Source organism: Saccharospirillum sp. MSK14-1, from assembly GCF_003054965.1.
Classification (GTDB): domain Bacteria; phylum Pseudomonadota; class Gammaproteobacteria; order Pseudomonadales; family Natronospirillaceae; genus Saccharospirillum.
Genome location: NZ_MIES01000033.1, coordinates 94,472 through 110,268, shown reverse-complemented (window position 1 = coordinate 110,268; position 15,797 = coordinate 94,472). Strand labels below are relative to the sequence as shown.

15 protein-coding genes and 1 tRNA gene are annotated in these 15,797 nt (G+C 55.3%); 13 read left to right on the top strand and 3 right to left on the bottom strand.

What is annotated here, in order from left to right; all coding sequences use genetic code 11:
• Window positions 1–268 precede the first annotated feature (268 nt).
• From crp to pyrF, 3 genes are all read left to right on the top strand, one after another.
• On the top strand, window positions 269–916 hold the full coding sequence (gene crp / locus BGP77_RS09480) for a cAMP-activated global transcriptional regulator CRP (protein WP_108164509.1): 648 nt from the start codon (window positions 269–271) through the stop codon (window positions 914–916).
• Window positions 917–982: 66 nt separating this feature from the next.
• On the top strand, window positions 983–2,251 hold the full coding sequence (gene argA, locus BGP77_RS09475) for an amino-acid N-acetyltransferase (protein WP_108164508.1): 1,269 nt from the start codon (window positions 983–985) through the stop codon (window positions 2,249–2,251).
• A 15-nt stretch (window positions 2,252–2,266) separates the two neighbouring features.
• Window positions 2,267–3,082, top strand: a complete 816-nt coding sequence (gene pyrF / locus BGP77_RS09470; protein ID WP_108164507.1) for an orotidine-5'-phosphate decarboxylase — start codon at window positions 2,267–2,269, stop codon at window positions 3,080–3,082.
• On the opposite strand, the gene msrA is transcribed toward pyrF, so the two are convergent.
• Window positions 3,079–3,699 (bottom strand): peptide-methionine (S)-S-oxide reductase MsrA, encoded by a 621-nt coding sequence (gene msrA / locus BGP77_RS09465; protein ID WP_108164506.1) that lies wholly within the window; start codon window positions 3,697–3,699, stop codon window positions 3,079–3,081. The genes pyrF and msrA overlap by 4 nt on opposite strands.
• Before the next feature lie 109 nt (window positions 3,700–3,808).
• On the opposite strand from msrA, the gene BGP77_RS09460 reads away from it, so the two are divergent.
• The 6 genes from BGP77_RS09460 (at window position 3,809) to oppF (ending at window position 10,217) form a co-directional block, all read left to right on the top strand.
• On the top strand, window positions 3,809–4,198 hold the full coding sequence (locus BGP77_RS09460; protein ID WP_158269332.1) for a PilZ domain-containing protein: 390 nt from the start codon (window positions 3,809–3,811) through the stop codon (window positions 4,196–4,198).
• Window positions 4,199–4,512: 314 nt separating this feature from the next.
• Entirely contained in the window at window positions 4,513–6,186 is a 1,674-nt protein-coding gene (locus BGP77_RS09455; RefSeq protein ID WP_108164504.1) for an ABC transporter substrate-binding protein, read from the top strand.
• 199 nt (window positions 6,187–6,385) lie between these two features.
• Window positions 6,386–7,309, top strand: coding sequence for an oligopeptide ABC transporter permease OppB (gene oppB, locus BGP77_RS09450; protein ID WP_108164503.1), 924 nt, complete (start codon window positions 6,386–6,388; stop codon window positions 7,307–7,309).
• A gap of 12 nt (window positions 7,310–7,321) precedes the next feature.
• Window positions 7,322–8,245: an ABC transporter permease subunit gene (locus tag BGP77_RS09445; protein WP_108164502.1), complete on the top strand. Its 924-nt coding sequence runs from the start codon at window positions 7,322–7,324 to the stop codon at window positions 8,243–8,245.
• Between the two features lie 11 nt (window positions 8,246–8,256).
• Window positions 8,257–9,228, top strand: a complete 972-nt coding sequence (locus BGP77_RS09440; protein WP_108164501.1) for an oligopeptide/dipeptide ABC transporter ATP-binding protein — start codon at window positions 8,257–8,259, stop codon at window positions 9,226–9,228.
• On the top strand, window positions 9,225–10,217 hold the full coding sequence (oppF, locus tag BGP77_RS09435; RefSeq protein WP_108164500.1) for a murein tripeptide/oligopeptide ABC transporter ATP binding protein OppF: 993 nt from the start codon (window positions 9,225–9,227) through the stop codon (window positions 10,215–10,217). Before BGP77_RS09440 ends, oppF begins: the two co-directional genes overlap by 4 nt.
• A 57-nt stretch (window positions 10,218–10,274) precedes the next feature.
• On the opposite strand, the gene BGP77_RS09430 is transcribed toward oppF, so the two are convergent.
• Window positions 10,275–10,958 (bottom strand): hypothetical protein, encoded by a 684-nt coding sequence (locus BGP77_RS09430; protein WP_108164499.1) that lies wholly within the window; start codon window positions 10,956–10,958, stop codon window positions 10,275–10,277.
• Between the two features lie 162 nt (window positions 10,959–11,120).
• Between BGP77_RS09430 and ilvD the strand changes: the two genes are divergently transcribed.
• The 4 genes from ilvD (at window position 11,121) to BGP77_RS09410 (ending at window position 14,531) form a co-directional block, all read left to right on the top strand.
• A complete protein-coding gene (ilvD, locus tag BGP77_RS09425; RefSeq protein ID WP_108164498.1) occupies window positions 11,121–12,968 on the top strand; it encodes a dihydroxy-acid dehydratase in 1,848 nt (615 codons plus the stop codon).
• Between the two features lie 35 nt (window positions 12,969–13,003).
• Window positions 13,004–14,044 carry an A/G-specific adenine glycosylase gene (gene mutY, locus BGP77_RS09420; protein WP_108164497.1) on the top strand — a complete coding sequence of 347 codons (1,041 nt, stop codon included), beginning with the start codon at window positions 13,004–13,006 and terminating at the stop codon, window positions 14,042–14,044.
• 19 nt (window positions 14,045–14,063) lie between these two features.
• Complete coding sequence (locus BGP77_RS09415; RefSeq protein WP_108164496.1) at window positions 14,064–14,333, top strand: oxidative damage protection protein; 270 nt, start codon at window positions 14,064–14,066, stop codon at window positions 14,331–14,333.
• 122 nt (window positions 14,334–14,455) lie between these two features.
• A tRNA-Phe gene (locus BGP77_RS09410) sits at window positions 14,456–14,531 on the top strand.
• Between the two features lie 136 nt (window positions 14,532–14,667).
• Here the strand turns inward: BGP77_RS09410 and BGP77_RS09405 are convergent.
• Entirely contained in the window at window positions 14,668–15,633 is a 966-nt protein-coding gene (locus BGP77_RS09405) for an endonuclease/exonuclease/phosphatase family protein (RefSeq protein ID WP_108164495.1), read from the bottom strand.
• Window positions 15,634–15,797: the final 164 nt, after the last annotated feature.

Below are 15,797 nucleotides of genomic sequence, written 5' to 3'. Positions count from 1 at the left end.
ACTTTCCTCACTGTTAACGACACCTCGTGTCGGCGAAGATTACCACAGCGGTCGGCCCAGACAGGATGGTCTTGAGACAAATTCGTTCAAGCCATAGCCAATAAAAGGCCCATCGCCCATAATGCCTTGACATTATGTTTTTTATACCATCATTTATTCAGCCTGGACTGGCCTGACTCTGCGCGAGCAACAGGGCCACTTTAGGGACACCAGGCCCCGGTCAGCATGCGGTCGCCCGGGCCATACGAACACAGGAACGACTCGCACTATGGTCAAACAGCCACTCGAACATCCTCATCTCGATTATTTCCTGTCGCAATGTCATCGCCGACGTTATCCGTCCAAGACCACCTTGATTTATGCTGGCGACAAGAGCGACTCGCTTTTTTACATCATCAAAGGCACCGTTTCCGTCATCATTGAAGACGACGATGGTCGTGAGATGATCATGTCCTACCTCAACACCGGTGATTTTTTCGGTGAATTGGGATTGTTTGATTCTCTGGAAACACGCTCCGCCTGGGTTAAAACCAAAACCGAGTGTGAAGTGGCGGAGATCTCCTATAACAAGTTCCGCGAGATCACCCACGATGACGCCCGCATTCTGTACTTTATCGGTGAGCAGATGGCCAGCCGCCTTCGCGCCACCACCCGTAAAGTCGGTGACCTGGCGTTCTTGGACGTAACCGGCCGGGTTGCCCGCACGCTCCTCGACTTGTGCCATCAGCCCGACGCGATGACTCACCCAGAAGGCATGCAGATTAAAATCACCCGCCAGGAAATTGGCCGCATCGTCGGCTGTTCGCGCGAAATGGTTGGTCGGGTTTTGAAGAGCCTTGAAGAACAAGGCCTGGTCAGCGTGAAAGGTAAAACGATGGTGGTCTTTGGTTCACGCGAATTCTTCCAACAACGTTAGCTTTAGCGTCTCCCTAGTCTCCACCGAATTCGTTATCATGGGCCTTCACACAGGAGGCCCCTTCCCTTGACCGATTTCGTTCGACTCTTCCGCAACAGCGCGCCCTACATACATGCCTATCGCGGTAAAACTGCGGTCATCTGGCTGCGCGGCAAGGTGTTGGACTCAACAGCGATTCAATCACTGGTCCCAGACTTGGCATTGCTCAACAGCCTGGGATTAAAACTGGTCATTGGTTTCGATGCAGAAGACGCTACCGGTGTACGGCTCGACAGCGAAGCGCAGATTGATACAGCGACCATGGACGACATCCTGGCGCGCATTGGCCACTGGCGCTCTCGGCTGGAAGCACACTTCACTCAGGGCTTATCTAACTCACCCATGCACGGCGCCCGCATTCGGGTGATCGGCGGCAATTTTGTAACCGCCCGCCCTGCGGGTGTTGTCGATGGCTGCGATTTACAAGCGCAAGGCCGCGTGCGGCGTGTCGACCACCAAGCCATTCGCGCCCACCTGGATCAGGGCCACATTGTGCTGTTGCCTCCGCTGGGTTATTCGGTCACTGGCGAAGTCTTTTACCTGGCGCCAGATCATCTGCTGGTCGAAACGGCGCGCCGCCTGGACGCCGATAAGCTCGTGATTATTGGCGACGACCCCTTAGCGCTGACGGATCAACAGAAAGAATTAACGGCCTTTGAGCTGAGCCAATGCCTGAGCCGAGCAGATCGCCATCAGGCAGGCAGCCGCGAATTAGAAGCGGCCCTGGCTGCCAGTGATGCGGGCATTGGGCGTTGCCATGTCATTGATGGACAGCAAGACGGCGCTCTGCTTGCCGAATTATTTACCCGCGATGGGGTCGGCACCTTAATCGCGCGCGATCGCTACGACACTTTCCGCGCCGCCCGTACCGACGATATCAATGGCATTCTGGCCTTATTACAGCCACTTGAAGAACGCGGCATTCTCGTGCGCCGCGACCGTGAGAAGCTGGAAAACGAGATTGACCATTTTTACGTCAACGAACGCGACGGCATGATCGTCGGTTGCGCAGCGCTCTACCCCATGGCCGATACCGACCCGGCCGTCGCAGAATTGGCCTGTGTTGCCGTGCATCCAGACTACCGGCAATCCGGCCGTGGCGATGCTTTGGTGGCAGCACTGGAAAAACGCGCCCGTCAGTCCCGCATCGAACGACTTTTTGTATTAACCACTCAAACCGCTCACTGGTTTGCTGAACGCGGCTTTGAACCGGCTGGCGTTGAGGAACTGCCACCGGGTCGGCAGCAGCTGTACAACTATCAGCGCAATTCAAAAGTCTTTTTTAAAACGCTTTAAGCAATCGGATACCGCATGACGTTTATTGAACAACTTCAAACCCGCTGGCAGGCCGGTACTCAACTGTGCGTTGGGCTTGATCCGTTTCGAGATCGGTTCCCGGCGACCTTACAATCCCAACCCGATGCCATTGACCGGTTTAACCGGGCCATCGTTGACGCCACCGCCGACCTGGTGTGCGCGTTCAAACCACAATTTGCCCACCACGCCGCCGAAGCCGCCGAAGACCAACTGAAATCCAGCATCGCTTATATCAAGCAACAGCACCCCGGCATACCGGTCATTCTCGACGCCAAGCGCGGTGATATTGGCTCAACCGCGGCCATGTACGCTCGCGAAGCCTTTGAGCATTACGGCGCGGATGCGGTAACGGTTAATCCTTATATGGGTGCAGACACCGTCATGCCCTTTGCCGAACATCGAGATAAAGGCGTGATTGTCCTGTGCCGAACGTCAAACCCGAGCGCGTCTGATTTTCAGGATCGGTTGATCGACGGCGAACCCTTGTATATCCATGTTGCGCGCGAAGCCCAGGAAGTCTGGAATAAGTACGGCAATCTGTGTCTGGTGGTCGGGGCGACTGCTCCAGAAGAGATGGCGCTCATCCGCGCTGCAGCGCCCGACTTACCTTTACTGGTGCCGGGCATTGGTGCTCAAGGTGGGGATCTTGAAGGGACGGTTCGTCACGGCCAAACCTCGCCTGGCCGTGGACTGATGATCAATGCATCGCGTTCGGTCATCTATGCCAGCAACGGCGACGATTTCGCCGTCGCCGCTCGGCACGAAGCCACCGTATTGCGCGATCAAATACAGCGCCTGGCCTTCGCTTAAAGTGGACAGACGGCGCCAGTGCCTTTTAGGCCGCAATATCCCAGCGGGTTCTTATAGAGATATTGCTGATGATAGGTTTCGGCAAAGTAGAACGTCGGCTTTGGCGCCAACTCAGTCGTGATCGGCCCTTTTTCCAGTCGATCCAACTCGCTTTGGAACACCGCCGAGGATTCTCGCGCCACGGCTAATTGAGCTTCATCCCCGTATACCGCTGAGCGGTATTGAGTGCCAATGTCGTTGCCCTGGCGCATACCCTGAGTCGGATCGTGCGCTTCCCAGAACGACTTCAGCAATTTCTCCAACGACAAAACCGCCGGGTCGTACACCACTCGAACAATCTCCGTGTGGCCCGTACGACCGGTGCACACTTCATCATAGGTAGGGTTGGGCGTGGCTCCGCCGGCGTAGCCGACAGCGGTATTCACCACGCCCGGCACCTGCCAAAAATGACGCTCTGCTCCCCAGAAACAGCCCATGGCCAGCAATATTTCTTCACACCCAGGTGGCGTTTCGCGCATATCGATGTCCAGCACCATGTGGTGAAAATCCACGTCCAGCGGCTCAGAACGGCCTGGCAGTATGTCTTCCGCCGCGGGTAATTGGGTAGATCGAGCCATGTCGATACTCCTGACAGTCGAAAATGAGGTTCGCCAGACCACCGGCCTCGCGTTGCGCCCTAGATGCGCGCCAACTATAGTGTTTTCAATACCTTCAGAGGAAGTCTTGATGACTAATGAACAACGCCGTTTTCAGCGCATCAGCTTCGACGCCCGGGTTTCTCTGGTGTTCGATAAGGTGCAATACCCCGGCGTGCTGCGCGACATCAGCCTGAAAGGTGCTTTGGTTATGTTGAACGAAGGCGCCACTCACATCGAGACCGGTCAAACGGGTGAACTTAACATTCGCCTCGATCAGGGCGATGTCGAAATGCAGATGGAAATCAGCGTCGCCTACGTCCATCCACAGCGCCAAGCGTGTGGCCTTAGCATCCTGTCCATGGATGTTGACACGGCGTCACACCTGCGTCGACTGGTAGAAGTAAACCTGGGCGATGCGGATGCACTGCAGCGAGAACTCAGTAAATTGATCGAAGCCATGGAAGCAGAATCGCAATAACATCACGCACCAAGACAGAGCAAAGGACAATCTTCGGTGTCATTCCTGTCCGAAAAGAGTGCCTTTTTGATTGTTTACATCATCGCCCATCGTCTGCAAAAAAACCGGTATAATGCCACCTGAAACCGATTTCGGACCCACATCGGCCCGATGGTTGTAGAATATGAAAAACATCGTTGATGTTTTTGAAAAGATATGACACTTTCTCTGCTTTCCATTGGACGGGTTGGCTTATTTGGCCAACCCGTTCTTGTTTCAATTGCTGGCCTTCACAAGAGGCTGGCAGTCGTCAGTCACCATAAAGAGGATCATCCATGAAACCCATCGCTGAACATTGGCGACTGAGCCTGGCAGCTGCGTTGATCGCAGGTGTTGCCCTGGCCGGTTGCTCAAGTGACGAAGAGTCCACAACAGAAACTGACACCGCACAATCCAGCCCTGCCGCCACTCACCCGGTTACCGGTGAAGCCTTGGCCGCTGAACAGGTTTTCCGCTATCAGGCTCTAGACGAAATTTCTTCCTTCGACCCGCAAGTGGTTGAAGACGTTGACGGCTCCTATATCTCACGCGACCTCTTTGAAGGTCTGCTGAATGCCGACAAAGACGGCAACCCTTCTCCTGGCGTTGCTGAGCGTTACGAATCCTCCAATAACAACCAGACCTGGACATTCCATCTGCGTGATGACGCCAAATGGTCTGATGGCAACGCGGTCACCGCAGGCGACTTCGTTTACGCCTGGCGCCGTGCCGTTGATCCGGAATTGGCCTCTCCTTACGCCTGGTATATGTCACTGATGGCCATCGAAAATGTTGATGCCGTTCTTGAAGGCGAACTGCCGGGTGAAGAGCTGGGTGTGACTGCCATTGACGACCAGACTCTGGAAGTCAACCTGGAGCGTCCGCTGCCTTACTTCCCGCAGATGGTCATGCACTCCACCACTTTCCCGTCACCGCAGTGGGTGATTGACGAGCACGGCACCGAGTGGACCCGCCCGGGCAACCTGGTAGGTAACGGCGCCTTCACCCTGACCGAATACGTCATCGGTGAGCGCACTGTGCTGGAGCGCAACCCCGAATACTGGAACAACGACGAAAACCTGATCGATCGCGTTGAAGCCTATGTGATCAACGACGAAAACCAGGGCCTGACTCGTTATGAAGCGGGCGAGCTGGACAAAACTGACATCCCGGCAGGTCAGTATCCACGCCTGGAACAGCAGACTCCGGAACAAGCCCACGCGGTACCGGCGCTGTGTAACTACTACTACATCTTTAACAACGATGTTGAGCCGTTTGATGACGTCCGTGTTCGTAAAGCCCTGTCTTATGCCATCGACCGCAACATCGTTGTTGAGAACGTCACCCAGGGTGGCCAGTTCCCGGCTTACACCTTCACACCGGAACTGACAGCAGGCTTCACTCCGCCGACCGTTGACTTCGCCACCATGACTCAAGAAGAGCGTGACGCCGAAGCCAAGCGCCTGATGGCTGAAGCCGGTTATGGCCCGGAAAATCCGCTGAGCTTTGAGCTGCTGTTCAACAGCTCAGAAAGCCACCGCTCCATCGCCGTTGCCGTTTCTGCCATGTGGCAAGAAAAGCTCGGCGTTCAAGCCACACTGGCTAACCAAGAATGGCAGACCTTCCTCACGACCCGTAGCGATGGCAATTTTGAAGTGGCCCGTGGCGCCTGGTGTGGTGACTACAACGAAGCGTCTACCTTCCTGGACCTGATGCAGTCTGAGTCTGGCTACAACGACGCCAACTACGTTTCTGAAGAGTACGATCGCCTGTCTGCCGAAGCCAAAACCATGGCCGATCCGAGCGAAAACTACACTGAGATGGAACACCTGATCGCCGACGACATGCCGAATGCTCCGGTTTATCACTACACCGAAGTCTTCATGCTGAAGCCGTACGTTAAAGGCTGGCGCTACGACGATGTTCAACAGAACACTTACAGCCGTGAGCTGTACATTGTTGAGCATTGATCGACTAGCGTTCTAAGTCCGGCACCGCCCTAGTGGCGGTGCCTTTCCTATAAAGAAAGACCTTCCGCCACCTGATCCGTGATTAACCCTTGTTTGCATAGCTTTACGGCGCAGTGTCTCTGCGTATCCGAAGGAATGTTCGAAAGCTGGAGTAGGACTTTAGTAGAATAGGCGGCGTTTTTTTCAGCAGGCTAACAGCATGATCAACTTCATCATCAGAAGACTGGGTGTCGCGATACCGACACTGCTGGTCCTGATCGTCATTTCCTTCATCATGATGCACTCGGCCCCAGGCGGCCCGTTCAACAGCGAAAAGCCCCTGCCGCCGGAAGTCATGGCCAATATTGAGGCCAAATACGGCCTGGACCGACCGCTTTATCAGCAGATCGGCACCTACATCTACAACATCGTTACCGATTTTGATTTCGGCCCGTCCTATAAATTTAAGGACCGGAGCGTCAACGACATGATCGAGAGCGGCTTCCCTGTCACCCTGACCTACGGTTTCTGGGCCTTTGTGTTTGCCGTTGTTTTGGGGATTTCCCTCGGGGTCATAGCCGCGCTCAAACACAACACCAAAGGCGACTATTTCGCGGTCGGCTTTGCCATTGTCGGCCAGGTGTTACCCAACTTCGTCATGGCGCCCATACTGGTCCTGGTATTCACTCTGCATCTGGGCTGGCTGCCCGGCGGCGGCTGGCGCGGTGGTCAGATCGAATACATCATTTTGCCGGTCATTGCGCTGGGCACCAGCTTCCTGGCCAGCATCGCCCGCATCACCCGTTCGAGCATGCTCGAAGTGTTGAACGCCAATTACATCCGTACTGCCCGCGCCAAAGGCATGCCATTCCGACACATTCTGTTTCGCCACGCGCTGAAACCGGCCATGTTACCGGTGCTGTCTTATCTGGGCCCAACCTTCGTGGTCATGATCACCGGCTCGGTCATTATTGATGTCTATTTCACCACCGGAGGCATCGGCGCTTACTTCGTTAACGCAGCGCTGAACCGTGACTATTCCGTGATTATGGGCGTCACCATCCTGTTGGGTGCACTGACCATTCTGTTCAACACCATCGTCGATATTCTCTACGCCTGGATCGACCCCAAGATCCGGCTCTGAGGGCTTTATTTCATGTTGTTTATATCCAAGAAAACGGCCAAATTGGCCGAAAATGTGGCGGCCGATGACGTTTCCGGCCGCAGTCTCTGGGCTACGGCGATGGCTCGCTTTACAAAAAACAAAGCCGCCATGACGAGCCTTGCTGTATTGATCGTCATCTTCTTATTTGCCTTCGGTGCTCCTTTTGTATCGGAGTGGGAGTACAGCAAGATCGATTGGGAAGCCCTTAAAGACGACAGTCTGCAAGCGCCTTCGATCGCAACCGGCCACTATTTTGGTACCGATGAGCAAGGACGCGACATGTTCGCCCGTGTTGCACTTGGCAGTAAAATTTCCCTAGCCGTCGGTATAATTGGTGCTGCGATTGCTGTCTTTATTGGCACCCTCTATGGCGCCGTCGCTGGGTATTTTGGAGGGCATCTAGACAACTTAATGATGCGTTTTGTCGACATCATGATGTCCATTCCTTATATGTTTTTCTTGATTTTGTTACTCGTCGCATTCGGTAAACGCATAGAACTGTTGTTTATCGGAATCGGCCTGATCTCCTGGATGGATATGGCGCGGATCGTTCGCGGCCAGACACTGTCACTGAAAAACAAAGAGTTTATTGAAGCCGCTGTCGCCACTGGCCTGACGTCTATGACCATTGTGCGCCGACACATCGTGCCTAACCTGATGGGCGTGGTGGTTGTCTTTGCCACCCTCTTAATCCCTCAGATGATTCTGACCGAGTCGTTTATTTCATTCCTCGGTTTAGGCGTCCAAGAACCGATGACCTCTTGGGGTGCTTTGATTGATCAAGGCGCTGGAACCATGCGCTACGGCACTATTTGGCAATTGGCTTTTCCTCTGGGTTTCTTTATCGCCACTCTGACCAGTCTGTTTTTCATCGGCGATGGGCTCCGTGACGCCCTCGACCCGAAAGACCGCTAAGGCAACGAATTATGAGTCTATTAACCGTAAACGACCTGTGCGTACGCTTCGATACTCTCGATGGCGATGTGTGCGCTGTTAACGGCCTGAACTTCCATCTCGACGCCGGTGAAACACTGGCGATTGTCGGCGAATCCGGCTCGGGTAAAAGCCAGACCGCCTTCTCCATCATGGGCCTGCTGGCGCGCAATGGCCGCGCCGAAGGCAGCGTGCAGTTTGATGGCCGGGAGATTCTGAATCTGCCGGAGCCGGAGTTGAATCACATCCGTGCCGATCAGATCAGCATGATCTTCCAGGACCCGATGACCTCGCTGAACCCCTTTATGAAAGTCAGCCAGCAACTCACCGAGGTGCTGCGTCATCATAAAGGCCTGTCGCAAAAAGACGCCCTGGACGAAGCTATCCGCATGCTGGATGCGGTGCGCATTCCCGAAGCGCGCAATCGCATTCACATGTACCCGCACGAATTCTCCGGCGGCATGCGGCAACGCGTGATGATCGCCATGGCGCTGCTGCTGCGCCCGCGTTTGCTGATTGCCGACGAACCCACCACCGCACTCGACGTGACCGTCCAAGCGCAAATCATGACGCTGCTGGCCGATCTGCAAAAAGAGTTTGGCACCGCCATCATGCTGATCACCCACGATCTCGGTGTCGTTGCCGGCGCCTGCGAACGCACGCTGGTGATGTACGGCGGCCGAGTCATGGAGTACGGCGATACCGAAGCGGTGTTCGACGCACCCAGCCATCCCTATACCCAAGGGCTGCTCAAGGCCATCCCGCGTCTGGATCAGGCCAGCGATGAACTGCTGACCATTCCCGGCAACCCACCGAACATGCTCGACATGCCAGTCGGCTGTCCATTCCAGCCACGTTGCCCGCATGCTAACGACCATTGTGCCCAGGTAATGCCTGAATTAACGGCGCAAAATAGTCTGAACCGGCAACGTGCCTGCCACTTCGAACCGGAGGCCTTACGATGAGCGAAGCGAAGAAAAAACTGCTGTCGGTCAAGGACCTGAAAGTCCAGTTCGACATCCACGCCAAAGGCGCTATGCCCTGGACCCAACCGAAAAAACTGAAAGCGGTGAACAACGTTTCATTCGATCTGTACGAAGGCGAAACGCTGGGCATTGTGGGTGAATCCGGTTGCGGTAAGTCGACGCTGGCTCGAGCAGTCATCCGCATGTTACCCGTTGAAACCGGTGAAATTGTTTGGCTCGGCCAGGACCTGGCTCCGCTGAAAGACCGCCAGATGCGTGCGCACCGCAAAGACATCCAGATGATCTTCCAGGACCCGCTGGCATCGCTGAACCCGCGCATGACCATCGGCCAGATCATCGCTGAGCCACTGCGCACGCATTTCCCGAAAATGCCGCAGGCGGAAGTTCAGGCCAAAGTGCAGGAGATGATGAAAACCGTTGGTCTGCTGCCCAACCAGGTGAATCGCTACCCGCACGAATTCTCCGGTGGTCAGTGTCAGCGTATTGGTATTGCCCGGGCACTGATCCTGAAGCCAAAACTGATCATCTGCGATGAACCCGTCTCGGCTTTGGATGTATCGATTCAGGCGCAGGTAGTGAACCTGCTGATGGAATTACAGAAGAAGATGGGCTTGTCGCTGATCTTTATTGCGCACGATCTGAGCGTGGTCAAACACATATCCACGCGCATCATGGTGCTTTATCTGGGCAATGTCATGGAGCTCGCCGACGCCAAAGATCTCTACGACCAACCGCGTCATCCATACACCCAGGCATTGATCTCCGCGGTGCCCATTCCGGACCCGAAGATCGAACGCAACAAGGACATCATCCTGATCGAAGGCGACTTGCCCTCACCGATCAATCCACCGTCCGGCTGTGTGTTCCGCACCCGCTGCCCGAAAGCTCAGGCAAAGTGCGCCGACCAGAATCCGTCGCTGGATTACGCCGCGGGGACGCATCAGGTGGCTTGTCATTTTCACGATTGAGTCACTCAAAAAACCGCACTTTCGAGTGCGGTTTTTTTTTGCACATCGCCACCCGGATTACCATTCCGGCATCATCAACTGCCCTATCCCTATGATTAAGCCAGGCAACAAAATGGCGGGTAAATCCATGCCTAATGACAAGCGGGAGACCCCATAATTTTTTGCCACATCGGATTCATAAAAAACGTGATTCAAGCCGATCCAACCTGGTCCACCACCGACTCTGAGATTCCAACCAAAGCCTTCATCGTAGGCGCGACTGACGTCATTAAGCCCATCTCCGGATCCAACATTACCGCTGTCGTAGCGATGCACTAAGTCGTAGTGATAGACCCAATCCGCACCCAGCCAAAATATTTCATCGCGATAATAACGCAGCCCTATTTCCACCGTCTTTGCATTCAGACGAACATCGGATTCATTCAACTCATGATAACCGCTGGTCATTACACCCCAGGTTGCACGAGCACACAGATCAACCCACGGTATTTTGGCTATCAGCCCCATATCCGCTTTAAACGCGTGTCCGACTTCGGTGTAGTACAACTCATCTTCCTGCACATCGATGCCAGCCCGGGTAAGGCCATTGAATTGCCACTCCCCTCCCACAATCGGCATGACCGGAATGTGTTCGGGATACAGCCAACAACCCTCAACCTCAGAGGCGGCCAATACAACCTTTGCCCCTGCAAACTGCGCCAGTGTCAGCAACAGCACCGTTAACCAACGTGCAGACTTCATTCGCTATCACTCCTTTCCATCCCCGAATCCTGTATGTCGCCAAAAGAAACAATCCATTGGCAATATTGCACTGCGTATCGGCGAACCCTTCAGTACAATGCACCATTAGAATAATCACCGGACGGCGTCCGTGCTCCGCCCGACTAACGCAGGAAGACCATCATGCCTGAGTATCGCTCGAAAACGTCCACTGCCGGCCGCAATATGGCTGGCGCCCGTGCGCTCTGGCGCGCCACCGGTATGAAAGACGACGATTTCCACAAACCGATCATCGCCGTCGCCAACTCCTTTACCCAGTTCGTTCCCGGCCATGTCCATCTCAAAGACCTCGGGCAGCTGGTGTGCCGCGAAATCGAAGCGGCTGGTGGTGTCGCTAAAGAATTTAACACCATCGCCGTCGATGACGGCATTGCCATGGGCCACGACGGCATGCTCTACAGTTTGCCATCGCGCGAAGTCATTTCCGATGCCGTGGAATACATGGTCAACGCCCACTGCGCCGATGCCCTGGTATGCATTTCCAACTGCGACAAAATCACCCCGGGAATGCTCAACGCCGCCATGCGCCTGAACATTCCGGTGATCTTTGTTTCCGGCGGCCCGATGGAGGCCGGTAAAACCAAGTTGGCCGATCACGGTCTCGATTTGGTCGATGCCATGGTCATCGCGGCCGACCCCAACGCCGATGACGAACTGGTCAATGAATACGAACGCTCCGCCTGCCCAACCTGCGGATCCTGCTCGGGCATGTTCACCGCCAACTCGATGAACTGTCTGACCGAAGCCATCGGTCTGTCGCTGCCGGGTAATGGCAGTACTTTGGCCACGCACTCTGACCGCCGCCGCCTGTTCGTCGAAGCCGGTCAACGCATTGTCGGTCTGGCCAAACGCTATTACGAAGAGAACGACGACAGCGTGCTGCCGCGCTCCATCGCCAGCTTTAAAGCGTTTGAGAACGCCATGGCGCTGGATATCTCCATGGGTGGCTCCACCAACACCATCCTGCATTTGCTGGCCGCTGCTCAGGAAGGTGAAGTCGACTTCACGCTGACCGATATCGACCGGATGTCACGCGTGATTCCGCAGCTGTGCAAGGTGGCGCCCAACAACCCGAATTATCATATGGAAGACGTGCATCGCGCTGGCGGCATCTATTCCATTCTCGGCGAGCTCGACCGCGCCGGTCTGCTGCACACCGATTTGCCGACGGTGCATTCCAAAACACTGGCCGAAGGTCTCGCTCAGTGGGACATCATGCGCACCGATGATTCAGCCGTTAAAGAATTCTTCCGCGCCGGCCCGGCGGGTATTCCGACACAGGAAGCCTTTAGCCAATCGACCCGCTGGCCGACGCTCGATGGCGATCGTGAACACGGTTGTATCCGCTCCCTGGAACACGCCTACAGCAGCGAAGGCGGTTTGGCAGTGCTGTACGGTAATCTCGCGGAAAATGGTTGTGTGGTGAAAACCGCCGGCGTCGATGACAGCATTCTCAAGTTCACCGGCAAGGCACGCATCTTTGAAAGCCAGGACGCCGCCGTTGAAGGCATTCTGGGCGACACCGTTAAAGAAGGCGATGTCGTTATCATCCGTTACGAAGGCCCCAAAGGCGGCCCGGGTATGCAGGAAATGCTCTACCCGACCAGTTACTTGAAATCCAAAGGTCTGGGCAAAGCCTGTGCCTTGCTGACCGACGGACGTTTCTCTGGCGGCACCTCTGGGCTGTCGATCGGGCACGTGTCTCCTGAAGCGGCCGCAGGCGGTAACATCGCCCTGGTACAGGAAGGCGATGACATTGTCATCGACATTCCAAACCGCTCCATTCGCATCGACATCAGCGATGACGAACTGACCGCACGCCGTACTGAGATGTCAGCCCGCGGCGCAACAGCCTGGAAACCAGCCGCACCCCGCAAGCGCAAGGTGACCACAGCGTTAAAAGCCTATGCCTTACTGGCCACCAGTGCCGACAAAGGTGGTGTGCGCGACGTTGAGATGCTGGGTGATTAAACGCTGGATGCGAAACGGAAGACGGGAAACGCTGAATGCATATTGAAGCCGACTGGTTTCAACAGCAGGTGCTGGACTGGTACGACCGCCACGGCCGCAAAACACTGCCCTGGCAGCAGAACAAGACGCCCTACCGCGTCTGGATCTCCGAGATCATGCTGCAACAGACCCAGGTCAGCACCGTCATTCCCTACTTCGAGCGCTTTATGGCGCGTTTTCCGACGGTGCAGGATCTGGCATCGGCCGACACCGATGAAGTGTTGCACCTGTGGACGGGCCTCGGCTACTACGCCCGCGCCCGCAACCTGCACAAAGCCGCACGCCAACTGGTTGACGAGTTCGACAGCGAATTCCCTGACACCGTTGACGCTGTCGCCGAACTGCCCGGCATTGGCCGCTCCACCGCTGGCGCCATTCTCAGCCTGAGTCGCGGCGTCCACGCGGCCATTCTCGATGGCAATGTCAAACGCGTCTTAGCGCGTTTTTTTGCGCTCGACGGCTGGACCGGCACGACCGCCAATCTCAAGCAGTTGTGGGCGTGGAGCGATGCACTGACACCGGTCGAACGGGTGGCGGATTTCAATCAGGTGATGATGGACCTGGGCGCCATGGTTTGTGTGCGCTCACGTCCACTGTGCGACGCCTGCCCGGTACAGTCTCAATGCCGCGCCTATGCCGAAGGTCGCAGCGCCGATTTACCCGCGTCCAAACCCAAAAAAGAAAAACCGGTACGCGACGCCTGGATGTTAATCCTGCAGGCACCCGATGGCCGAGTGCAGTTGGTTAAGCGTCCGGACAGCGGTATCTGGGGCGGACTGCACGCCTTTCCCCAATTCGACAGTCGCGATGCGGCCGAGCAGCAGTTAGCGCTCAACGGCATCGACGACGCCGTTGAAGACTGGAGCAGCTTTCGGCATACCTTCAGTCATTATCACCTCAATATTCATCCGCTGTTCGTGCCGTTGAGCGCCACCCCGCCGGCTGTTTCCGAACACGCCCTCTGGTACCATCCAGGGCTCGCCGAGCAGGTTGGCCTGAGCGCTCCGGTCAAAACCCTACTAGAACGACTGTTCTAACCCGATTGGACCCATCCTTATGACTCGCACCGTCTTTTGTCGTAAATATCAGCAGGAACTCGAAGGTCTGGACAAGCCGCCCTACCCCGGTCCGCAAGGTCAGGACATCTTCGAGCACGTTTCCAAACGCGCCTGGAGCGAATGGCAGGAACATCAAACCCGGCTGATCAACGAAAAACACCTGGTTATGACCGACCCGGATGCGCGGAAATACCTCAAAGAACAGATGCAGAAATTCCTCAGCGATGACGACTTCGACCAGGCCGAAGGCTACGTGCCTGAAGCTTGACCGGCAGGGAATCTTTAAAAAAATCAAAGATTTATGGGTTAAAGACTTGACGCCCTAAAGCAAATTCCGTTTAATACACGCCGTTCGTTTGGGGCGCTTCATCGTGGCTCCGTACAGAACATGCCCAGATAGCTCAGTCGGTAGAGCAGGGGATTGAAAATCCCCGTGTCGGTGGTTCGATTCCGCCTCTGGGCACCACCTAATTTCTCAGAGGAGCCTCGCTGATGCGGGGCTTTTTTGTGCCTGACGCTCCGCCAAATCGAACCAGCTTTTTAACTGGATGGTTCGATGGATCAACGCCTTCCCTGGCGCTGCCCCTCCAGGCGGCTACGCCTCAACGAAACGATGACCGAATGATCCCGTGATCGGTGCTGTAGGGGTTGTCGTCATCGATATGGTCGTTCCAAATACGCGTGTCCTGATGCTTCCAGATGACGTCACTGGAATATTCAAAGAATTCCTCCGAGACCAGAATATGGTCCAGCACGCCCTTATGACTGTTGTGCTCGTGGGTGTAATAAACATCCCGGAACGATTTCAGCTGCTGAAAAAACAGCGTGCTGTACAGCGAACGGTCAGCCCCTCTGGCCCGGTTCGACAAGGTAGGCTGATCCGTTATCAGGCTCAGTGTATTGCTGAGCGGATCATCATTCAGGTCACCAATCACAACAACCGGCGTGTTCGAGCCTCGCATTTGATCAATCAGCATCATACGTAAAGCCGTCGCCTCAGCCGTGCGCCGAATGGTGGAAACCGCACTGCCAACGGCACTGCGATAGTGACGGTCTACATTAGACATTCGCGCAGGTAGCTTGGACTTCAAATGACACGCATAGAGCGTAAAAGGAGGCGTTTTTTGATGTGATGAATGAGCAATCTGCGCTTTGATAACGCTGCGCGAAAACTGATCAATGTGAACACTGACGTCATCATCTTCGCCATCACCGTCGTCCAGCTTAACCAATTCAGTAAACGGAAATTTTTTGATCACCTCAGCCGAGGCAATGTGCCACGGCGCACGAACGATCATCGCCACAGCAATGTTGTACCAACGATCAGCGATGTACTGCGTCTGATAGTTGGATAACTCGGGCACCGATAACACCTCATCTAAGGCGTCTTTGTGCCACAACTCCTGAAACACCACGACATCCGCATCCACCTCAATCAGCATGCGGCGAATCCAGTCGCGCTTACCGCGATACTCAGCGTCGGTAACTGGCTCGGCAGAATGCGTGGTTAATCCAGCTTTCTGAAAATTATAGAGATTGAACGAGGCAAAACTGATATCCGCAGGCATGCCGGCTCTCCCTTGAATCCGATTGGCAGTTTGACTATAGCTGTCGAATTCGTTGTAGGCGGTTTGCGTTGCAGGACGGTGACAGTTCGCTCTCCAACAGCGAGCGAGTTTGGGGCCTGCTCTCGGCACGATGAGCAGCGGTTAGCTGGGTTAAGGCGTCGATG